The 21,747-nt window shown below is 61.0% G+C and carries 19 protein-coding genes and 2 pseudogenes; all 21 read left to right on the top strand.

The window, feature by feature from the left end; genetic code table 11:
- Positions 1 to 200: 200 nt before the first annotated feature.
- Positions 201 to 739: pseudogene (locus GRB80_RS09830) on the top strand (pyruvate kinase); the annotation flags it as partial.
- A 121-nt stretch (positions 740 to 860) separates the two neighbouring features.
- Positions 861 to 1,592 carry a GntR family transcriptional regulator gene (locus tag GRB80_RS09825; RefSeq protein ID WP_161423459.1) on the top strand — a complete coding sequence of 244 codons (732 nt, stop codon included), beginning with the start codon at positions 861 to 863 and terminating at the stop codon, positions 1,590 to 1,592.
- 83 nt (positions 1,593 to 1,675) lie between these two features.
- Positions 1,676 to 2,551 (top strand): molybdate ABC transporter substrate-binding protein, encoded by an 876-nt coding sequence (modA, locus tag GRB80_RS09820; RefSeq protein WP_161423458.1) that lies wholly within the window; start codon positions 1,676 to 1,678, stop codon positions 2,549 to 2,551.
- Complete coding sequence (gene modB, locus GRB80_RS09815) at positions 2,551 to 3,219, top strand: molybdate ABC transporter permease subunit (protein ID WP_161423457.1); 669 nt, start codon at positions 2,551 to 2,553, stop codon at positions 3,217 to 3,219. The genes modA and modB overlap by 1 nt, the downstream gene beginning before the upstream one ends.
- Positions 3,212 to 4,357, top strand: a complete 1,146-nt coding sequence (locus GRB80_RS09810; protein ID WP_309663529.1) for an ABC transporter ATP-binding protein — start codon at positions 3,212 to 3,214, stop codon at positions 4,355 to 4,357. The genes modB and GRB80_RS09810 overlap by 8 nt, the downstream gene beginning before the upstream one ends.
- Complete coding sequence (locus GRB80_RS09805; RefSeq protein ID WP_161423455.1) at positions 4,354 to 4,848, top strand: DUF192 domain-containing protein; 495 nt, start codon at positions 4,354 to 4,356, stop codon at positions 4,846 to 4,848. Before GRB80_RS09810 ends, GRB80_RS09805 begins: the two co-directional genes overlap by 4 nt.
- Before the next feature lie 151 nt (positions 4,849 to 4,999).
- Positions 5,000 to 6,010, top strand: coding sequence for a DctP family TRAP transporter solute-binding subunit (locus GRB80_RS09800; protein WP_161423454.1), 1,011 nt, complete (start codon positions 5,000 to 5,002; stop codon positions 6,008 to 6,010).
- Between the two features lie 66 nt (positions 6,011 to 6,076).
- The gene (locus tag GRB80_RS09795; RefSeq protein WP_161423453.1) at positions 6,077 to 6,556 is read left to right on the top strand and encodes a TRAP transporter small permease; all 480 of its coding nucleotides are present in this window, start codon (positions 6,077 to 6,079) and stop codon (positions 6,554 to 6,556) included.
- Positions 6,546 to 7,883, top strand: coding sequence for a TRAP transporter large permease (locus tag GRB80_RS09790; protein WP_161423452.1), 1,338 nt, complete (start codon positions 6,546 to 6,548; stop codon positions 7,881 to 7,883). Before GRB80_RS09795 ends, GRB80_RS09790 begins: the two co-directional genes overlap by 11 nt.
- A 289-nt stretch (positions 7,884 to 8,172) precedes the next feature.
- The gene (locus tag GRB80_RS09785) at positions 8,173 to 9,153 is read left to right on the top strand and encodes a TAXI family TRAP transporter solute-binding subunit (protein WP_161423451.1); all 981 of its coding nucleotides are present in this window, start codon (positions 8,173 to 8,175) and stop codon (positions 9,151 to 9,153) included.
- Positions 9,154 to 9,286: 133 nt separating this feature from the next.
- Complete coding sequence (locus tag GRB80_RS09780; protein WP_161423450.1) at positions 9,287 to 11,881, top strand: TRAP transporter permease; 2,595 nt, start codon at positions 9,287 to 9,289, stop codon at positions 11,879 to 11,881.
- A gap of 11 nt (positions 11,882 to 11,892) precedes the next feature.
- The gene (locus GRB80_RS09775; protein WP_161423449.1) at positions 11,893 to 12,321 is read left to right on the top strand and encodes a universal stress protein; all 429 of its coding nucleotides are present in this window, start codon (positions 11,893 to 11,895) and stop codon (positions 12,319 to 12,321) included.
- 258 nt (positions 12,322 to 12,579) lie between these two features.
- Entirely contained in the window at positions 12,580 to 13,407 is an 828-nt protein-coding gene (locus GRB80_RS09770) for a DUF2189 domain-containing protein (RefSeq protein ID WP_161423448.1), read from the top strand.
- 127 nt (positions 13,408 to 13,534) lie between these two features.
- The gene (locus tag GRB80_RS09765; protein WP_161423447.1) at positions 13,535 to 14,041 is read left to right on the top strand and encodes a putative pterin-binding protein; all 507 of its coding nucleotides are present in this window, start codon (positions 13,535 to 13,537) and stop codon (positions 14,039 to 14,041) included.
- Between the two features lie 42 nt (positions 14,042 to 14,083).
- Complete coding sequence (locus GRB80_RS09760; RefSeq protein ID WP_161423446.1) at positions 14,084 to 16,258, top strand: ATP-binding protein; 2,175 nt, start codon at positions 14,084 to 14,086, stop codon at positions 16,256 to 16,258.
- 137 nt (positions 16,259 to 16,395) lie between these two features.
- Positions 16,396 to 16,536, top strand: coding sequence for a hypothetical protein (locus GRB80_RS16255; RefSeq protein ID WP_202597372.1), 141 nt, complete (start codon positions 16,396 to 16,398; stop codon positions 16,534 to 16,536).
- A 221-nt stretch (positions 16,537 to 16,757) separates the two neighbouring features.
- A complete protein-coding gene (locus GRB80_RS09755) occupies positions 16,758 to 17,924 on the top strand; it encodes a 2-aminoethylphosphonate--pyruvate transaminase (RefSeq protein WP_309663571.1) in 1,167 nt (388 codons plus the stop codon).
- 61 nt (positions 17,925 to 17,985) lie between these two features.
- Positions 17,986 to 19,323 (top strand): MFS transporter, encoded by a 1,338-nt coding sequence (locus GRB80_RS09750; RefSeq protein WP_161423445.1) that lies wholly within the window; start codon positions 17,986 to 17,988, stop codon positions 19,321 to 19,323.
- A gap of 44 nt (positions 19,324 to 19,367) precedes the next feature.
- Positions 19,368 to 20,195: a phosphonoacetaldehyde hydrolase gene (gene phnX / locus GRB80_RS09745; protein ID WP_161423444.1), complete on the top strand. Its 828-nt coding sequence runs from the start codon at positions 19,368 to 19,370 to the stop codon at positions 20,193 to 20,195.
- A 120-nt stretch (positions 20,196 to 20,315) separates the two neighbouring features.
- A pseudogene (locus GRB80_RS09740) lies at positions 20,316 to 21,233 on the top strand (aldehyde dehydrogenase family protein); the annotation flags it as partial.
- A partial coding sequence (locus GRB80_RS09735) for an aldehyde dehydrogenase family protein (protein ID WP_337194368.1) occupies positions 21,208 to 21,747 on the top strand: 540 nt, incomplete at its 3' end. The pseudogene GRB80_RS09740 and the gene GRB80_RS09735, both read left to right, overlap by 26 nt.

Genomic DNA, 21,747 nt, shown 5'->3' with positions numbered 1-21,747 from the left:
TTTACAGGAAGGGCTTGCGGGCCTGCCGGTAAAACCGTAAAGTACGCATCCGCTGCCGGCAACGGGCAAACGTTACCGGCGGTGAATGTGGCAGAAGTGACTGTTTTGCAATGGGTTTTTCGGGAGGTGTCGAAAATCACCGGTTGACAGTCGCGGCAGATTCGCTAGAATGTGCGCCACTCGTGACGGCGGCCTCAAGGCCTCCGCGCGCCGAGGTGTTCGACGTCGCCAATGCCGTGCTCGATGGCACCGATGCGGTGATGCTCTCCGCCGAGACCGCCGCCGGCGACTTCCCGGTGGAGACCATCGAGGCCATGGACCGGGTCTGCCTGGGCGCCGAGCGCGAGCGGATCGCCCAGGAGTCGGGCCACCGCATCCATGAGGGCTTCAGCCGGGTCGACGAGACCATCGCCCTCTCCGCCATGTACGCCGCCAACCATCTCTCCGGGGTGGCCGCCATCGCCTGCATGACCTCGACCGGCTACACGCCGCTGATCGCCTCGCGCATCCGTTCCGGGCTGCCGATCATCGGCCTGGCCCACAGCGCCATCGCCCAGCGACCAGCGCGATGACGGCCGAGGAGCTCAACGACCGCGCCCTGGCGCTGCTGGTGGAGAAGGGCATCGCCGAGCCGGGGGATCATGTGATGCTGACGCGGGGCGACGAGATGAACGCCCATGGCGGCACCAATACGCTGAAGATTCTCGACGTCAACGCCAGTCATCTGCACAAGGGGTAGCGGCGGAGGTGGCATGAGTGTTCGACATTAAGGTGCCTTGTATACAGAGCCGCTGCCGGGTGTGGTGATCAGGCCCGAAAAGTGCGAAGGTTTTGCTAGGATCATTACCAGCGAGACATTCATGAGCCAGTCCTGGAGGGAAGAGGTCGAAACTGCCATGCGCGGTGGGGAGCGTATCGGCGACCGCCATATCGTCGAGCAGGTGCGCCAGGCGGTGCTTAGCCAGCGTCTACCGCCTGGAACGCGCCTGCCGGAGGTGGCGCTGGGCGAGGTATTCGGTGTCAGCCGCTCCATCGTGCGCCGGGCGTTGACGCGCCTGGCCGCCGACCACGTCATCGACCAGCGACCCAATCAGGTGGCTCGGGTGCGGGCTCCCAGTATTGAGGAGACCCGCGAGACCTTCGCCGCCCGACGCCTGGTGGAGGGGGAGGTGGCCGCACTGGTGGCGGATCGGGGCATCGACGCCAGGATACTGTCAGTTCTTGAAGCGGAGGCGCAGGCAGAGGTCGAAGCTCATGGGCGTGGCGACGAGCCGGGCCGTATCGCTCACTCCCTGACCATTCATCACCGACTGGCCGCGCACGCTCCCAATCGTGTGCTTGGGGCGATGCTTACCGACCTGGTGCTGCGTACCTCCATCGTGATCGCGCTTTACAAGCGGCCCTCGCTCGGCTCCTGTTATCTGGAGGGTGATCACTTTCGACTGCTGGAGGCGCTCGGTCGGGGGGATGCCAACGGGGCGAGAGACGCCATCGAGACCCACCTGACGAGCCTCGAGGCGTTGCTCGATCTCGGACCCCGCGAGGAGCAGGCCGACCTGCACGATATATTTGCCGGTGTTGCCATCCCTTGAGTGTCTGAGGGCAAGGAGTGCGGGTTGTCGGCCATGGCAGGGTGTCGGACAATGCGTCCATTCATGTCTTGCGGAGCCACATCATGCAGTCCCTTACCCGATCGGGGTGTCGCGTTCTGCTGCTGGGGTTGACGCTGCTGTTCTCCACGGTGGCACTGGCCCGGCCGCCTATCGTGGCGGCTGCCTCCTCCCTGCAGGCGGTTTTTCCCCATCTTGCCGAGGCCTTCCGCGACGAGACGGGGGAGTCGCTGCGAGTCAACTTCGGCTCGTCGGGAAACTTCCGCCGCCAGATCGAGCAGGGTGCCCCCTTCGAACTCTTCCTGTCTGCCGATGAGGCCTATGTACTGGCGCTGCACGAGGCAGGCCACCTCGAGGATACGGGGGAAGTCTATGCGGTGGGACGACTGGTATGGCTACAGAGAAAGGAGGAGCAGGGCCGGCTGCCCGGTGAGGAGGCTCCGCTGATGGCGGTGCGGGAAGCGGTGGCGGCCCATTCCAACGGGGAGGGGCGATCGCGTATCGCCCTGGCCAACCCCGAGCATGCTCCTTATGGGGTGGCTGCGCGGCAGGCCCTGGTGCATGAGGGGCTGTGGGAGTCCACCGCACCGCTGCGGGTGCTGGGAGAGAGCGTCGCCCAGGCGACCCGCTTTGCGCTCTCCGCGGATGCCCGTGGCGGGCTGGTGGCCTGGTCCCAGGCGCTGGCGCCACCGGTGGCCGCCCGTGGCGAGTTCGTGATGGTGCCGGCCGACTGGCACCAGCCCCTGGTGCAGCGCATGGCGCTGGTGAAGGGGGCCGGTGATACCGCGCGGGCCTTCTACGCCTGGCTGCAGCGTGAGGAGGCGCGCACCATCCTGGCCGACTATGGTTTTCGCGCTGCCGACGATGGTTTTCGCGCTGCCGACGATGGTTTCCGCGCTGCCGGCGGTGGCTACCGTCTGGCCGAGGGTGAGCCTCGCTGATGGACTGGACGGCGCTCTCGGTCTCGTTGCATCTGGCTACCTTCACGGCACTGTTGTTGTTGCCGGTGGGGTTGTGGCTGGGCCGTGCCCTGGCCGCCAGCCATTCGCGTGCCAAGCCCCTGGGTGAGGCCCTGATCGCCCTGCCGCTGGTGATGCCGCCTACAGTGCTGGGGTTCTACCTGATGCAGGCCTTCGGCCTCGAGGCGCCCTTTGGCGGACTTTGGGTACGGCTGTTCGGTAACGGCCTCAACTTCACCTTCGAGGGCATCCTGCTCGCCTCCCTGGTGGCCAATCTGCCCTTCGCGGTGCAACCGGTGCAGCGTGCCTTCGAGGCGGTGCCGACCAACCTGCGCGAGGCGGCCTGGTGCAGCGGCCTGTCGCCGCTGCACACCCTGTGGCGCATCGAACTGCCGCTGGTGTGGCCGGGTATCGTCTCGGCCATGGCGCTGACCTTTGCCCATACCCTGGGAGAGTTCGGGGTCATCCTGATGGTGGGTGGGGCCATCGATGGCGAGACCCGCACCCTGGCCATTGCCATCTACGATCGTGTGCAGGCCTTCGACGAGAGCGGGGCGGCCACCATGTCGGCGATGCTGCTGCTGGTCTCCTTCGTCACCATCGGTGTGGTCTATGGCCTCGCGGGACGGAGGAGGTGGCACCGTGCCTGACGCCATTGCCAAGCCGGCTCCCCTCGAGGTGAGCCTGCATCAGTCGGGGCCGATCCCGCTGGCGGCGGAGTTTCACTGCGCGGCCGGTGAGCTGCTGGCCCTGGTGGGCCCCTCGGGCAGCGGCAAGACCACCCTGCTGCGCAGCATCGCCGGCCTATACCGACCACAAGGGGGGCGTATCGCCTGTGGCGAGGCGGTCTGGTTCGATGCCGGCAGGCGACTCGCACTCCCTCCCCAGCGCCGACGTCTGGGGCTGGTGTTCCAGGACTATGCGCTTTTCCCGCATCTCACGGCGCTGGGTAACGTCATGGTGGCGTTGCACCATCTGCCGGCCGCGGAGCGACGTCGTCGGGCCGATGAGTGGTTGGTCCGGGTACGCCTGGAGGGGTTGTCCGGGCGCCACCCCGCCGAGCTCTCCGGCGGCCAGCGGCAGCGGGTGGCGCTGGCCAGGGCGCTGGCTCGCGAGCCGCGGGTGCTGCTGCTCGACGAGCCCTTCTCGGCGGTGGATCAGGTGACTCGACGGCGCTTGCAGCGTGAACTGGCGATGCTGCGCGAGGAGATCGCCATCCCCATCGTGCTGGTCACGCATGATCTCGACGAGGCGGCGGCATTGGCCGACCGCCTCTGCGTGCTGCATGCCGGACGCACTCTCCAGGCAGGCCCGCCACAGTCGCTTTTCCGCCGGCCGTCGTCCCCTCAGGTGGCGCGACTGCTCGACCGCCACAACGTCTTCAGCGGTGAGGTGACAATGGAGGGGGGGGAACGTCGCCTGGCCTGGGGGCCCTGGCGTCTGGAGGTGGCCGAGGGGCTTGCATCGCTGGCGCCGGGCACCCGCGTGGCCTGGTATCTGCCGGCCTCGGATGTGGTGTTGCATCGCCGAGGGCGCCCCTCGCTGGGGGAGCGCGAGAATCCGGTGAGCGCTCGCGTCGATGAGCTGGTCGTGCTGGGCGGCATGACCTCGGTCACCCTGGCCTTCGACCACACCCCCGGGCGCCTCGGCTTCGAGATCGCCACCCATGCCGCTCGTCGCAACGGTCTGGCCCGCGGGGAGGCGGTACAGGTCTCACTGCTCGCCGCGGGCATCCACCTGATGCCGGAGGCTTGCGCCTCCGGCGATGACGCCATGAGTCTGCCATGAAACGCTTCCTGATCGCCGCCATCCTCGCCGCCGCCCCCTTGTCGCTCCTCTCGGCAAACGCCGCCGAGAACCCCGCGACGCGCTGGCCGATTACCGTTGATACCCGTACGGGGGAGCATGAGTTCCATGCCGAGGTGGCGCGCACATCGGCCGAACGCAGCCGTGGCCTGATGGGGCGCGAGCGACTCGCCGAGGAGGGCGGCATGCTGTTTCTCTATACCAGCGAACAGCCGGGCCGCAGTGGCTTCTGGATGTATAACACCCTGATCCCACTGGATATCGCCTTTATCGACGGGGCGGGGCGTATCGTCTCGACCCACACCATGCTGCCCTGCGGCTCGGACGCGCCGGCCGACTGCCCGGTGACGCGGCCGGGGATGCCCTATCGGGCCGCGCTGGAGGTCAGGGGGGGGGCCTTCCGGGCGCTGGGGATCGGCGTGGGGGACTGTGTCGCCTGGCCGGGTCACGACACCCGTTGCGAACAGCAGTGACCGAGCTGATATTCAACGTTGGAAGCCCTTAGAATACCCTGCGAGGTGGTGCCGGGCCATGAAGGCGCTCGTCCACCGCGCCGGCATATCGTGCCATCCATAACCATAACCGCGCCTCACAGACGACGGGGCGTCGCTGCAAGGACACGCCATGACAACGTATCGACCGCTTGCCAAGCTGGCCGCCGCCCTGGCTGGTGCCGCCGTGCTCTCCGCCTCGCTCTCCGTTCAGGCGCGCGAGATTGCCGTCTCCACCGTGCTCTCCGATGCCTTTCCCTGGGGCCAGGCCGCCGAGAAGTGGGCCGAGCTGGTGGAGAAGCGCACCGAGGGGCGCATCACCATGCGCGTCTACCCCAATTCCCAACTGGTCAACGGTGATCAGACCCGCGAATTCTCCGCCATGCGCTCGGGGCTGATCGACGCCGCGGTGGGCTCCACCATCAACTGGTCGCCTCAGGTGCCGGAGCTCAACCTCTTTTCGCTGCCCTTCTTTCTGCCCGATGAGGCGGCGGTGGACGCCGTGACCGGCGGTGAGGCGGGAGAGAAGATCTTTGCGGCCATCGAGTCACGGGATGTTATCCCGCTGGGCTGGGGCGAGAACGGATTCCGCCAGCTCTCCAACTCCCAGGGCGCGATCGACGAGCCTCAGGATCTGGAGGGGCTGAAGATCCGCGTGGTGGGCTCGCCTTTGTTCCAGGACACCTTCACTGCCCTGGGGGCCGACCCGACCCAGATGAGCTGGGCCGATGCCAAGCCGGCCCTGACCACCGGTGCGGTGGATGGTCAGGAGAATCCGCTATCGGTGTTCGACGTGGCGCGTATCGATCAGGTGGGCCAGAAGCATCTGACCCTGTGGAACTACATGAACGATCCGCTGATCTTCGCCGTGAATCGCCGGGTGTGGGAGTCACTGGACGAAGGCGACCAGGCGATCCTGCGTGAGGCCGCCGTGGAGGCGGGTGAGTGGGAGACGTCCATGACCCGCGAGGAGGAGAGCGAGCGCCTGGCCGCCATCCAGGAGCGTGGCGTCACCGTAACGGAACTCTCGGACGCCCAGTACCAGGCCTTTGTCGAGGCTACCACCAGCGTTCATGATGAGTGGGTGCCGAAGATCGGCGAGGAGATCGTCGAGGCCGCCCGTGCCGCCATCGAGTCACGCTGATTCCCGCTCGTCCTTTTTGTTGACCGGCCGGCCCTCGAGGCCGGCCGCTGCCTTGTGAGGTAACCCATGACGCCTTCCCCGGATGCCAGACCGGAGCGCTGGCTGGCCAGCCTGGCCCTGGTGATCATCGCGCTGATCAGTCTCGGCAACGTGGTGACTCGTTATATCACCGGTGGCTCGCTGGCCTTTACCGAAGAGCTCTCCGTATTCCTGCTGGTGGTGCTGACCTTCGCCGGCGCCGCCGTGGCGCTGCGGCGTAACGGTCATATCCGCATCGGCATGCTGGAGCGTGCCCTGCCGACGGGCGCACGCCGGATCCTGGTGATCTTCCAGGGGCTTTGCGGGGTGGCGGTGCTGGGACTGATCGCCTGGTTCGGCGCCAAGCTGGCCTGGCAGGAGTATCGCTGGGAGACCCTCTCACCCGGCCTTGGCCTGCCCCAGTGGTGGTATATCGTCTGGCTGCCGTTGCTGGCGGCGGTGATGCTGGTGCGTCAGCTGCAGCAGACTCTGGACCGGCTGCGCGGAGGACTCGGCGATGAGCCCTGATCTCTGGATGCTGCTGGCCTTCGCCGGGCTGTTGATCGCCGGGGTGCCGGTGGCCTTCTCCCTGGGGCTGGCGGGTGCCGCGGGGATCCTGGCGGGGTTGTCGCCGGCGATGCTCGCCACCCTTGGCACCAATACCTACAACAGCATCGCCAAGTATCCGTTGATCGCCATTCCGCTGTTTATTCTCACCGGGCTGATCTTCGAGCGCTCCGGAGTGGCGCTGCGCCTGGTGCGCTTTGCCCAGGCGCTGATCGGCCCGCGCCATGGTGGGCTGGCGCTGGTGGCGGTGCTGGTGTGCATGATCATGGGTGGCATGAGCGGTTCGGGGCCGGCGGATGCCGCCGCGGTGGCCATGGTGATGCTGCCGAGCATGACCCGGGCGGGCTATCCGAAGCCGTTCTCGGCCACCCTGATCGCTGCCTCGGCCTCCACGGCGATCCTTATTCCCCCTTCGGTGGCGTTGATCCTCTACTCCATCGTGGTACCGGGCGTCGATCTGCGAGCACTGTTCGCCGCCGGACTCTTCCCCGGCGTGCTCGCCGGTCTGGCGCTGTTGGTTCCGGCTCTGCTGGTCTCACGTCGTTATGGTTGGGAAGGGCCTGGTCGGGAAGGGCATGGCGGGGAGATCGGCGCACCGACAGCGGGAGGCGAACAGCTTCGCGTAGGGGAAACCTTCAGGCAGGCGCTGCCGGCCCTGTTCGCCCCGGTACTGATCCTCGGCGGGCTGCGCTCGGGGCTCTTCACCCCCACCGAGGCGGCGGTGGTGGCAGTGGCCTACGGGGTGCTGGTGGGGCTCTTCGTGACCCGCGAGCTCAGCCTGCGTGATCTCTGGGCGCTGTTCGGCGAGGCGGCGGTGATCTCGGGGGTGGTGATGCTGATCATCGCACTTGCCGGCATCTTCGCCTGGGCCGGCACCATGCTCGGTACCTTCCGCCATCTGGCGGAGTGGATCATCTCGCTCTCCGACAACGGCGTCGTGCTGCTGGTGCTGATCATGCTGGCGGTGCTGGCCGCCGGCATGCTGCTCGACGCCATCTCCATCTACCTGATCATGATGCCGATCCTGATCCCGGTGATGCAGCACTTCGGTTGGAACCCGGTGTGGTTCGGTATCCTGCTGGCAATGAACATCGCCATCGGTCAGTTCACGCCGCCGGTGGCGGTAAATCTGATGGTGACCACCGAGGTGGCCAGGATTCGCCTCGAACGGACCGTGGGCTGGGCCCTGCTGTTCGTGGTGGCCATGGCCGCCGCCCTGGCGCTTGTTGCCGTGTTTCCGGAGATCGCGCTCTGGTTGCCGCGGACTCTGGGCTACAACGTCGGCTGATTGCCCTGAAGAGTGGCGTCGCCTGGCTCGTCCACAAGCCTTCGCGTCGATAGCCGAGTGGCCCCAGGCGACCTTTGCTGCGATGCATCACAAGATTAACGCTTCATAAACGCTCGGCAGGGCTAGACTGGTGTTTGAATACTCCCGCCGCCCGTGATTTGGCGGCTTTGCCTCCGGTCATTATCCCCGGAATGATTTTTTCGCTAAAGTAGAGGAGAGTGGTAGATTCGGGGCCACTGCGCTCACGAGGCTTCCGCTCTCTTGCCGACAACGTCAAAGAGGTGTGTTCATGAAACGCCATGCATTCTCTGCAGCTGCCTTCACCGGCGCGATCCTGGGGGCCACGATGTTCGCCTCGCCGGCCATGGCCCAGGACGAAGAGAAGTTCATCACCATCGGTACCGGTGGCCAGACCGGCGTCTACTATGTGGTCGGCCAGTCCGTCTGCCGCCTGGTGAACCGTCTGGATGACGCCAACATCAAGTGCAACGCGCCCTCCACCGGCGGCTCGGTGGCCAACGTCAACGGCATCAAGTCCGGTCAGCTCGACATGGGGGTGGTGCAGTCCGATGTTCAGTACCAGGCCTACAACGGTACCGGCAACTTCGAAGGGGAAGCCTTTGAAGACCTGCGCGCGGTATTCCGCGCCCACGGCGAGCCGCTGACCATTCTGGCGCGAGCCGACTCCGGCATCGAGACCCTCGATGATCTGGAAGGCAAGCGCGTCAATATCGGCAACCCCGGCTCCGGCCAGCGCAACACCATGGAAGTGGTGATGAAGGCCAAGGGCTGGACCGAGGACACCTTCTCGCTGGCCTCTCAGCTCGACGCCGCCGAGATGGCCTCGGCCCTGGCCGACAACAACATCGACGCCATGGCCTATGTGGTCGGCCACCCCAACGGCTCCATCCAGGAGGCGACCACCACCGTCGACTCACGGCTGATCCCGCTCAACGGTGAGGCGATCCAGGGCATCGTCGACGAGTATCCCTACTACTCCATGTCGACCATCCCCGGCGGCCTCTACAAGGGCAACGACGAGGAGGTCGAGACCTTCGGTGTCGCGGCGACCTTCGTGACCACCGCCCAGACCGACGAGGAGATCGTCTACCAGACCGTCAAGGCGATCTTCGACAACTTCGATCGCTTCAAGAAGCTGCATCCGGCCTTTGCGAATCTCAAGCCGGAAGAGATGGTCTCTTCGGGCCTCTCCGCACCGCTGCACGATGGGGCTGCACGCTACTATCGTGAGCAGGGCTGGATTGAGTGATACAACGGCCTGAGGTGCTTTCACCTCGGTGAAGAATGCGCGGTCACCCGAGGGGGCCGCGCATTCTGTTTGAGATGCCGTGGGAGGCCATCCCGGGCGCTCCCAGGGAAACGTTACAGAGCAGGGCACGCTTATGACTGAGGACAACATGAGGGCCGCGGGGCAAGAGGTCGATCTCGAGGATATGGTCGCCTCGAGCGACTCCGGCGCCCGCAAGCCGTCCGGCACGCCTGGCAAGCTGCTGGTCAGCATCGCCGCCGCCTGGTCGCTCTTCCAGCTGTGGATCGCGTCTCCACTGCCATTCATGCTGGGCTTCGGGGTCTTCAACGCCACCGAGTCCCGCTCCATTCACCTGGCCTTCGCGCTCTTCCTGGCCTATATGGCCTATCCGGCGCTCAAGCGTTCGCCCCGTGATCGCATCCCCGTTCAGGACTGGGTCCTGGCGGCGGCGGCGGCCTTCTGTGGTGCCTACATGTTCATGTTCTACGAACAGTTGGCCCAGCGACCCGGTGCGCCGATACTGCAGGATGTGATCATCGGTGTGGCGGGCATTCTGTTGTTGCTCGAGGCCACGCGACGGGCACTCGGCCCGCCGCTGATGATCATCGCCTCGATCTTTATCATCTACTCGCTGGCCGGGCCCTACATGCCGGGCATCCTGTCACACCGCGGGGTCAGCCTCTATGGCCTGGTCAACCATCAGTGGTTGACGACCCAAGGGGTCTTCGGCATTGCGTTGGGGGTCTCGACCAGCTTCGTGTTCCTGTTCGTGCTGTTCGGTGCGCTGCTCGACAAGGCCGGCGCCGGCAACTATTTCATCAAGGTCGCCTTCTCGCTGCTGGGCCACTACAAGGGCGGACCGGCCAAGGCCGCCGTGGTGGCCTCGGGCATGACCGGCCTGATCTCGGGCTCCTCCATCGCCAACGTGGTGACCACCGGCACCTTCACGGTACCGATGATGAAGCGTGTCGGCTTCTCGGCGGAAAAGGCCGGTGCGGTGGAGGTCTCCTCCTCGGTCAATGGTCAGATCATGCCGCCGGTCATGGGGGCCGCGGCCTTCCTGATGGTCGAGTATGTGGGCATCTCCTATGTGGAGGTGATCAAGCACGCCTTCCTGCCGGCATTGATCTCCTATATCGCGTTGATCTATATCGTTCATCTCGAGGCGCTCAAGGCCGGCCTCCAGGGTCTGGAGAGCAGCAATCCGCCCAAGCCGCTGGTGCGCAAGGCGATCGGCTTCCTCGGTGGCCTGCTCCTGATGATGATCACGGCTCTCGTGGTCTACTATGGCCTGGGCTGGTTGAAGCCGGTGCTGGGTGGTGCGACGCCCTGGGTGGTGGCCGCCGGACTGGCGGTGATCTATGTGGGGCTGCTCAAGGTTGCCTCCCGCTACCCCGAGCTGGAGCTCGATGACCCCGATGCACCCATCTACAAGCTGCCCCAGACCCGCCCCACGGTGATGGTCGGCCTGCAGTTCATCCTGCCGGTGATCGTGCTGATCTGGTGTTTGATGGTGGAGCGCCTCTCGCCGGGACTGTCGGCCTTCTGGGCCACGGTGTTCATGGTCTTCATCATCCTCACCCAGCGTCCCATCACATCGATCTTCCGTGGGCGCAGTGACATGGCGGCGGACCTGCGCGAGGGGGTCATGGACCTGTGGAGCGGCCTGGTCACCGGTGCCCGCAACATGATCGGCATCGGCATCGCCACCGCCACCGCCGGCATCATCGTCGGTGCGGTATCCCAGACCGGCGTCGGCCTGGTGCTTGCCGATGTGGTGGAGATCCTCTCCATGGGCAACCTGATGCTGATCCTGATCTTCACCGCGGTACTCAGCCTGATTCTCGGCATGGGACTGCCCACCACGGCCAACTACATCGTGGTGTCCGCGCTACTGGCGCCGGTGATCGTTCAGCTGGGTGAGCAGAACGGCCTGCTGGTGCCGTTGATCGCCGTACACCTGTTCGTGTTCTACTTCGGCATCATGGCGGATGTGACGCCACCGGTGGGACTCGCCTCCTTTGCCGCGGCGGCGGTCTCTGGCGGTGACCCGATACGTACCGGCTTCCAGGCCTTCTACTACAGCCTGCGCACCGCCGCGCTGCCGTTCCTGTTCATCTTCAACACCGACCTGCTGCTGATCGATGTCACCGCCTTGCAGGGGGTGTTGATCTTCGTGGTGTCGACGATTGCCATGTTGATCTTCGCCGCGGCCACCCAGGGGTTCATGATCGCCCGCAACCGCTGGTACGAGTCCATCGTGCTGCTGCTGGTAGCCTTTACCCTGTTTAGGCCGGGCTTCTGGATGGATCAGCTCCATGACCCCTATCAGGAGATTCCGCCGGCACAGTTTGTCGAGGCGCTTGGCAGTGTGGACGAGGAGAGTACGTTGCGGCTGCAGATCCTTGGCGAGGATGACTTCGGTGATCCGTTGACCACCTATATGCAGCTGCCGGTGCCGAGTGGCGAGACCGGCGAGGAGCGGCTGGAGAACCTGGGCCTGGAGCTGATCATCGAAGAGGACAGGGCCGTGGTCGACATGGTTGCCTTTGGCAGCGAGGCGTCGGATCTGGGCTTCGACTTCGACCAGGAGATCACCCAGGTACTCGCGCCGGTGGATCGCTGGACCAAGGAGCTGATGTGGATTCCGGCCTTCCTGGTCTTCGGCCTGATCGTAATGATGCAGCGTCGGCGGCGTGAGCGTGACGCCGCCGCGGCGTCTGCCTGAGGGAGAGTGTCATGTATCAGAAGATCATGTTGACGGTGGACCTCAACGAGGAGGCCTCCTGGGCCAAGGCGCTACCGACGGCGCTGGCGCTGTGCCGCAGCTTTGGCGCGTCGCTGCATGTGGTGACGGCGCTGCCGGACTATCGCATGCCGCTGGTCGGCTCCTATTTTCCCAAGGATTTCGCCAAGAAGGCCCATGCGGCGATCACAGAGGCACAACACGAGTTTATTCGCGAGCACGTGCCTGACGATATCACGGTCCAGAGCGTCATCGTCGATGGTTCGCCCTGGGAGGCGATCGTCAAGGCGGCGAAGAAGCTCGAGGTGGACCTGATCGTGATGGCCTCCCATAACAAGCGCAAGTTCGCCGATTACGTGCTGGGGCCGAATGCCGAGCATGTGGTGCACCACTCCAAGGTATCGGTAATGATCGTGCGTTGATCGCGGCAGGCATCCTGCCGCACCATCCGGCCTCGCAGAGGGCCTCGACATCGCGTCGAGGCCCTCTGCGTTCTGGCTGTGACCTGAACGTGGAATGAGACCAGCGCGATTTCCGGCAGAGTTGATCCCGATCAACTAGATTAAGTCATAGTTAACGAGAGACCCTCGTTAATGCGTTTCGATGACCCGGTCGTGATCCGAGGCCATCCACGCGGCGCCCGAGCCGGTCGGGCACTCGTCGGCGAAGAGAGGTGACTCATGAATGCGGCAACTGCGAAATCACGGGACACGTCGGCAGGGCCCGGCGTGAAGATCACCATCCAGCCGGTCGGCATGGAGCGACCCAGGGCCTGGCTCGCCGCCGGCATCGAGGATTTTCGCCAGGCGGCCGTCGTCAGTCTCGCGTACGGCATGTTCTGGGTGGGGCTGAGTATCGCCGTTACCGTCGGCGCCATCTATCTGGGCCTGTGGCACTGGCTGCTCCCGCTGGTGGCGGGCTTCATGTTCATTGGTCCGCTGGTGGCGGTAGGCTCCTATGGCATCAGTCGTGCCCTGGAGGCCAATCGTGCCCCGCATCTTGGCGATGCCTTCGGCGCCTGGCGTCCCCATGCCGGCCAGCTGGCGATGATGGGGGTCATGATGATGATCTTCTTCCTTGCCTGGATTCGTGTGGCGACCCTGCTGTTTGCCCTCTTCTTCGGCTTCGAGGTGCCGAGTCCCGATGCCCTCTACGCGGCGCTGCTGACGACTCCGCAGGGGCTCGGCATGATTGCTGTCGGTACCGTGCTGGGAAGCATTCTTGCCTTTGGCGCCTTCGCCATCAGCGTAGTGGCCATTCCGACACTGATGGATCAAGACCTTACCTTCATGGAGGGCATCGAGGCCAGCATTCGTTCGGTCTCCAAAAACTTCCGTCCGATGCTGCTCTGGGCCGCGATTCTCACCGGCTGTGTGCTGGTCGGGGTGTTGACCTTCTATATCGGACTGGCACTTATCCTGCCGGTGCTGGGCTTCGCCAGCTGGCATGCCTACGAGGACCTGGTGGTCATCAAGCCCCAGGAGGAGAAGCATAACCTTCATGGTTGACCGGCGTTCCTCTCCTTTGATTAGGCATCCTGCCGGGGGCGATCACGCCCCCGGCCTTCGTTGAGCTGACCATACCGGCGTGATCGCGTAGTCTGGCGCACCAAACTCGACTGAAGGGGATGGCTTCATGCGCCAGACGATCTTTATTTACCTGATCTTTCTGCTGGTCGGCGTGCCCGTACTCGCTATCGGCAACGAGTTACCTGCTCCGGAAGGTGAGGTGTTGCTGACCGTCACCGGTAATATCGCCCACACCAATGCCGGCACACAGGCGCATTTCGATCGCGAGCTGTTGAAGAATCTCTCCCCACTGACGATCTGTACCCGGACTCCCTGGCATCGTGAGACCAGCTGCTTCCGGGGACCTCTGATGCGCGAGTTGCTCGCGGCGGTGGGGGCGCAGGGCGACAGCATCGTCGTGCAGGCCCTCAACAGGTTTGAGGCGGAGATTTCCGTTCAGGAGCTGCATGACTATGACGTGATTCTGGCCATGAGCCGCAACGGAGAGCCGATGCCGATACGCGAACTTGGCCCGCTATTCGTGCTCTATCCCTTCGGTGAGCATCCAGAGCTTCACACCGAAGCGGTGCGCTTTCGGTCGGTATGGCATGTGGCCAGCATTCATGTGCGCTGATTGCATGTACGCTGCTCGAGCGAGTTCTACAGGAGAGGGCGAGTGTTGAGGCTGCCCCTGCGGCTGAGACTGGGGGCAATCAGTGCCCTGGTACTGTTTGCCGCGGCCCTGATCGTGGTAAGCCTGGTCGCCTGGCGCCAGGATAGCCTGATAGGCAGAGTCGCCGAGGGGTCCGGTTGGCACGCCTATCGGCTCGACCGTGAAACCGTCCAGATGCACAGTTATCTGGTACAGCCCGATGCCACCCTCGACGGGCTCCGGCTGCGCTTCGAGCTCTTCTATAGCCGCATGCATATGCTGGGGCAGGGTGACGTCGCCGAGCTATTGGGGAAGTCACCCACGGTAGTCGACCTGCTCGCGGATATCGAACGCCGGATCGATGAACTGGACGACATGATTGGCGAGCTGGAGGTGCTCACTACCGAAAGCCGGCAGGGTCTCGAGCGGCATCTGGAAATACTGGGTAACCGCACCGAGCGTCTGGTGATTGCCGTCAATGGCTACCTGGCTGAACGTGCGACTCTCCAGCGTCGTCAACAGCAGCGACTCCATGGCCTGTTGTTGCTGCTGATCCTGACCATGAGTTTCTCCGCACTGCTGGTTGCAGTCATGTTGTTCCGCGAGGCGCGCGACAATGCCACTGCCCGCCGTGATCTGGAACTACTCAGCCATCAGCTGCAGGCAGTGGCGCGACGAGCCGAGTCGGCGAACCAGGCCAAGTCGGAATTCCTGGCCACGGTGAGCCATGAGATCCGCACGCCCCTCAACGGTGTCATCGGCATGAGCGACCTGCTGCTGGAGGAGCCTATTGCGGAGCGCCCCCGGCAGTATGTGGCCACCCTACATGACAGCGCCAACCTGCTGCTGGGGCTGATCAATGAGCTGCTGGACTTCTCCAAGATCGAGTCCGGGCATCTCGATCTGGAGTACCAGCCGTTATCGCTTGCCACGCTGATGGAGGGAGCGGTGACGGTGTTCAAGGCGCGTGCCGAGTCACGCGAGATCGGGCTCGAGACGCGGATCTCCGAGGAGCTGCCGGCCTGGGTAATGGGGGATCCGGCACGGCTGCGTCAGGTGTTGCTCAATCTGGTATCCAATGCCGTGAAGTTCACCGACAAGGGAGAGGTCATTGTCGAGGCGGCGCAAGTGAGTGCCGATACCCTGCGCCTGGAGGTGCGCGATTCGGGGCATGGCATCCCTGCCGAGCAACATGAGCACCTTTTCGAGCCATTCCGGCAGGGCGATGCTTCCATCGCGCGACGCTTCGGTGGCACCGGCCTGGGCCTGGCGATCTCGCGTCGCCTGATCGAAGCCATGGGGGGGCGCATCGACATGCAGAGCGAGCCCGGGGTCGGTAGCCGCTTCTGGTGCTTGCTGCCTCTGGTACCCGCCGCCGCACCGGCGCGAGACGCCGCCACAGAGCGCAGCGAGAGCAGGCAACCATCGAGAAGGCATCTGCTGGGGGCCCAGCTGCTGGTAGTGGAGGATAACCCCGTTAACCAGCGGGTCGCCCGTGCGATGCTCGAGCGGCTGGGCTGTCGGGTAAGTCTGGCCGAGTCGGGAGAAGAAGCGCTGGCCCTGGCTCGGCAGCGGAAGTTTGATCTGATCTTCATGGACGTGCAGATGCCGGATATGGATGGGCTGGAGGTGACCCGCCGCCTCCGACGGTGCCAGGGCTGGCTGACCAAGGTGCCCATCGTGGCGATGACCGCCGGCGGCCCGGGAGGCGAACCGTCGCGTTGTCTGGCCGCGGGGATGAGTGGCCACCTTGCCAAGCCTCTGCTCCCGGAGCCCCTGCAGGAGGTGTTGAGACGCCATCTGGAAAGCGACGAGGGAGAGCCGGGGGGGCCGCTGGCCATGAATCAGCAGGCACTGCTGGATCCTCGGGTCCTGAACTCTCTGCTCGGCTCTCTCGGTAAACCGGGACTTACGCGGTTGGTGGCACTTTTCCGTGACCAGAGCGAGGCGCATCTCGCTCAGATTGCCACGGCACTCGTGTCGAGTGACGTCGACCGGTTGCGCCATGCCGCGCACCAGCTGAAGGGGGAGTCCTCGAGCCTGGGTGCGGTAACGGTAGCGGAGACGGCGGCGCGGATCGAACGCCTGGCGGCCGAAGGAGAGCTGGCGTCGATACCCCCGGTTCTCGAAGCGCTGCAAGCCTGTCTCACCACCACTCTGGTCTCCCTGGATCATTGGGACGAAACGTCCCAGGCCTGAGATTCAGTTGAAGAGCCAGTCCAGAGGAGTGGCTGTCAAGGAGAGTGGCTTCGACCAACGGAGTATGTCTTCGGGTACTGTCACGACCAAGAATGGCAGGGCAGTGTCCATACAACGACAATACTCAGGAGCATGCCATGATCTATGCCAACCCGGGCCAGTCCGGTGCGGTCGTCGCCTTCGAGTCGCGCTACGGCAACTATATCGGTGGCGAGTTCGTTCCGCCGGTCAAGTCCTCCTTGGGGTCGGGTGACACCAGTCTGACGGACACTATTTAGATGCAGAAGATGGGGTTTGTGGACCGTTTACGTTGCAACAGCATGAAATGCCCGCAACTGGGAATGAGAAATAGTCATAATTATAATCCAGGCTTATTTCCCGCATAGGTTAAATCGATTTTACCTATTTTTCAAGGTTTGCTTTGCTGTCGGTTGTGCGGATCAGCCTTTTTGCTTGGCGCGCGACACACCCAGAAACAACACAGTAGTGAGGCAAAAAAATGACAACCATGACAGAAGTCCAAAAAATCAACGCAGAGTCATTGAAACTGAAAACCTACGCTGGAGAACCCTACCTTTTGACACCAGGTCCTCTAACGACCTCACTAGCTACCAAGGAAGCGATGCTGCGTGACTGGGGATCGTGGGATGCGGACTTTAATAAAGCCACGGCTCATATCAGGTCTAGCCTATTAGAAATGGCGGGTGCTGATAGTGACACTTACGTGTGTGTACCGATGCAGGGGAGTGGTACCTTCTCTGTTGAGGCGTCGCTAGCCACCGCAATTGATGTCAAGGGAAAGGCCCTTCTTCTCATGAATGGCGCCTATGGAAAAAGAGCAGCTCTAACACTTGACTATTTAAAAAGAGATTATATTGTTCTGGATAAAGGGGACTACCTCCCTCCCTCACCTGAGGAGGTAGATGAAATCCTCACGCAAAATGCTGATGTTACAGATGTTTTTCTTGTACACTGTGAGACAAGTTCAGGAATTTTAAATCCACTTAAAGAGATATCAAACGTTGTTAAGAAGCATGGAAAAGGGCTGATTGTTGATGCGATGAGCTCATTCGGTGGTGTGCCATTGACCGTTAGTGAAGTTCCCTTTGATGTGATGGTCTCATCGGCCAATAAATGCATCGAAGGAGTCCCTGGTTTTGGATTTGTTATCATCAAAAAAACACTTCTGGAAAGTAGTAAAGGGCGCTCACACTCACTGAGTTTAGATTTGTATGAGCAGTGGAAGCATATGGAGAAAACTGGTCAGTGGCGCTTCACTCCGCCCACACACACTGTGATTGCCTTCCATGAAGCTCTGAAGCAACATGCTGAAGAAGGGGGAGTCGCTGGTCGCCATAGCCGTTATAGTCGCAACAGAGATGTACTTGTATCAGGAATGAGAGCGTTAGGATTTGAAACCTTGCTGGATGATGTATGGCTTTCTCCCATAATCACAACGTTCTTGTCACCAGATCACGAAAATTTTGAATTTAAGAAGTTTTATGATGAGCTAAAGAAAAGAAATTTCATCATCTACCCTGGGAAGCTTACTGAAGTAGAGAGTTTCCGGATGGGTTGCATTGGACAAATTGATGAGTATGTCGTGCTTGACCTTATAAAAGCAGTCGAAGAATCTCTTGCAGCTATGTCTGTTGATGGAGTATAGGTGTTATATTGAATAGACAATAGTGTTCTTGCAATATTGAAAAAGAGAGTGGTATATAACAATGAACAAATACCAATATAGAAAAACTCTTCTAGAAGAGGCAGTTAGCTCTATTGGAAGATGGAGGTGGCAGATTTTTGCAATCACCTGGATTGCTTATGCTGCCTTCTACTTTACAAGAAAAGCTTTTTCAATAGCAAAGCTTGGTATAGCGGATGATCCCACCTTTGAGTTAGAAAAATCGGTTATGGCGCAGCTGGATGCTACGTATCTAGCTGCTTATGCAGTAGGACAGTTTGCCTGGGGTATTCTGTCCGATCGATTTGGCCCACGTGTGGTTGTGTTGGGGGGGCTGATTATATCTGCTGCTGCAGCATTTATAATGGGAACGTTTGCAACGGTACCAATCTTTGCTGCTTGCATGGTTGTTCAAGGGCTTGCTCAGTCAACTGGATGGTCGGGTCTTTGCAAGAATGTGGGTAGTTTTTTTGCCGTAAAAGAGCGTGGACGAATCCTTGGATTATGGAGCTCCTGCTATGCTTTTGGAGGATTGGTAGCTTCTCCTTTTGCAGGCTACTGGGCATATACTGTTTTCGACTCATGGAAAGCAGCGTTTATTTCCAGCTCTATTTTTGTTGCGGTAATTGCACTGCTTTTCTTTATCTTTCAGAGGAATAAACCAAAAGACGTTGGCTTACCTCCGGTCGATCCGGAGGCCGAAAAAGAGCAGGAGCTGCTTCAAGAGGAAGGTGCGAGCTTTTTACAAAGCCTCTCTAAAACCCTGAGAAATAGAACGGTTGTTACTTTGGGTTTAGCTTATTTTCTACTAAAACCGGCACGCTATGCGATCCTGTTTTGGGGGCCTGTCATGGTCTATGAGAAAATGCCGGAAATTGGAAAGGTTGCAGCAGCTATTGTTCCAACCGCATTTGAAGTGGCAGGACTTTTTGGGCCAATCGTTGTAGGCTTTATTTCTGATAAATTGTTTAATGCCCGTCGGTTTCCTGCATGTACTGTCAGCCTAATAGTTCTATCAGGGCTTCTGATACTATTTGTCCCAGCCATGCAGACTGGAAGTGTTGCTGTTGTTGTCGCTTTACTATTTATGGTTGGCCTGACGTTATATGGGCCTGACTCGATGATCTGTGGGTCAGCTGCGATAGACTTTGGAAAGGGATCAGCTGCCACAGCTTCAGGGTTTGTAAACGGCTGCGGTTCTGTAGGAGCAGTAATGGGAGGATTGTTGCCTGGCTTCTTCGATACAGAAACTGTTTTCATGGTGTTTACAGGGACTGCAATTGTTGCAACTATCATTTTGTCAATGAACTGGAATGTTACGCCTGAGAGTGTCGAGAAAAAAAGGTTAAGTGACCTAGATAAATCACAAGCTGTTGCATAGCTTTAGATTATTAATAGTTAATAAAACTCCTAGGAGGCAGTGAAATGAAATATCAAAACCCTAAGTCAGTTCAGGCCGTAGTCCTAGATTGGGCGGGAACTGTTGTTGATTTTGGATCATTCGCACCTACTCAGATTTTTGTGGAGGCTTTCTCAGAGTTTAATGTCGAGGTGACTTTGGAAGAGGCACGTGGCCCTATGGGAATGGGGAAGTGGGATCATATTCGCACTCTGTGCAATGAGGATTCTATTGCTAATAGTTTCAAAAAAGAGTTTGGAAGGTTTCCTACTGATGAAGATGTGACTACGATTTATAATCGCTTCATGCCTCTTCAGATTAGTAAGATCGGGGAGCATTCTGAAATTATCCCTGGTGCACTAGACGTTATTAATGATCTTAGGAAATGCGGAGTTAAAATTGGTTCCTGTTCCGGATACCCTGCTGTTGTGATGGAAAAAGTGGTTGAGATGGCTAAGGAGAACAACTATGTAGCAGACTGTGTTGTCGCCACTGATGAGGTTCCTAATGGCAGGCCTTATCCAGCACAGTCGCTGTCTAACGTCATGCAGTTGGGTGTGAGTGATGTGGCGGCGTGTGTTAAAGTCGATGACACAACCCCCGGTATTTTAGAGGGCAGGAGCGCTGGGATGTGGACAGTGGCTCTTACCTGCTCAGGAAATGCGCTTGGTGTAACTTATGATGAGTATGTCAGCATGCCTAAAGATTTGCTCGCGAAAGAGAAAAGACGGGTTGAAGAGCTTTTTAAAAATTCTCGGCCACACTATATGATTGAAACTATTAATGAGTTACCCGCTGTGATTGCTGACATAAACTCCAGGCTTGAAAAGGGAGAAATGCCACAGTCTTTCTGATCTATGAATGCGCGAGGAAATTGTTCTCGCGCATTTATCAGTGGTAGTGGTTTTAAAGACTCTGGCATTGCTGAAAATATAAATAATTATTGTGAATAAACGAAAATAAGAGAAACTACTATGATCTATTCCAATCCCGGCAGTACTGATTCCCCAGTATCCTTCGAGTCACGCTACGGCAACTATATCGGTGGTGAGTTCGTTCCGCCGGTCAAGGGGCAGTACTTCGACAACGTCAGCCCGGTCAACGGCGAGGTGTTCTGCGAGATTCCCCGCTCCGACGCGGAGGATATCGACAAGGCGCTGGATGCAGCGCATGCCGCGGCACCGGCCTGGGGCAAGACCGCCGCCGCGGAGCGCTCCAACATACTGCTCAAGATCGCCGATCGCATCGAGCAGAATATCGAGATGCTGGCGGTCGCCGAGACCTGGGACAATGGCAAGGCGGTCCGCGAGACCCTCAACGCCGACCTGCCGCTGGCCATCGATCACTTCCGTTACTTCGCCGGCTGCATTCGTGCTCAGGAGGGCACTGCCGCCGATATCGACGCCAATACCGTGGCCTATCACTTCCATGAGCCGCTGGGCGTGGTGGGACAGATCATTCCCTGGAACTTCCCGCTGCTGATGGCCGTCTGGAAGCTGGCGCCGGCCCTTGCCGCGGGCAACTGCGTGGTGCTCAAGCCCGCCGAGCAGACGCCCGCCTCGATTCTCAAGCTGATGGAGGTGATCGGTGACCTGCTGCCCCCGGGCGTGGTCAATATCGTCAATGGCTATGGTGCCGAGGCGGGCCAGGCGCTTGCCACCAGCAAGCGCATCGCCAAGATCGCCTTCACCGGCTCGACCCCGGTAGGCGCGCATATCCTCAAGTGTGCCGCCGAGAACATCATTCCCTCCACCGTGGAGCTGGGTGGCAAGTCGCCGAACATCTATTTCGCCGACATCATGAATGCCGAACCGGCGTTCATCGACAAGGCCGCCGAGGGGCTGGTGCTGGCCTTCTTCAACCAGGGTGAGGTGTGCACCTGCCCCTCCCGGCCAGTCCGGTGCGGTCGTCGCCTTCGAGTCGCGCTACGGCAACTATATCGGTGGCGAGTTCGTTCCGCCGGTCAAGGGGCAGTACTTCGACAACGTCAGCCCGGTCAACGGCGAGGTGTTCTGCGAGATTCCTCGCTCCGGCGCCGAGGATATCGACAAGGCGCTGGATGCAGCGCATGCCGCGGCACCGGCCTGGGGCAAGACCTCCGCCGCGGAGCGCTCCAACATACTGCTCAGGATCGCCGACCGCATCGAGCAGAATATCGAGATGCTGGCGGTCGCCGAGACCTGGGACAACGGCAAGGCGGTGCGCGAGACGCTGAACGCCGACCTGCCGCTGGCCGTCGATCACTTCCGCTACTTCGCCGGCTGCATTCGTGCCCAGGAGGGGACCGCCGCCGATATCGATGCCAATACCGTGGCCTATCACTTCCACGAGCCGCTGGGCGTGGTGGGGCAGATCATCCCCTGGAACTTCCCGCTGCTGATGGCCGTCTGGAAGCTGGCGCCGGCC

This window comes from Halomonas icarae, from assembly GCF_009901955.1.
Classification (GTDB): Bacteria; Pseudomonadota; Gammaproteobacteria; order Pseudomonadales; family Halomonadaceae; genus Halomonas; species Halomonas icarae.
Note: the sequence above shows the minus strand (reverse complement) of the source record. Positions and strands in the feature narration are given on the sequence as shown.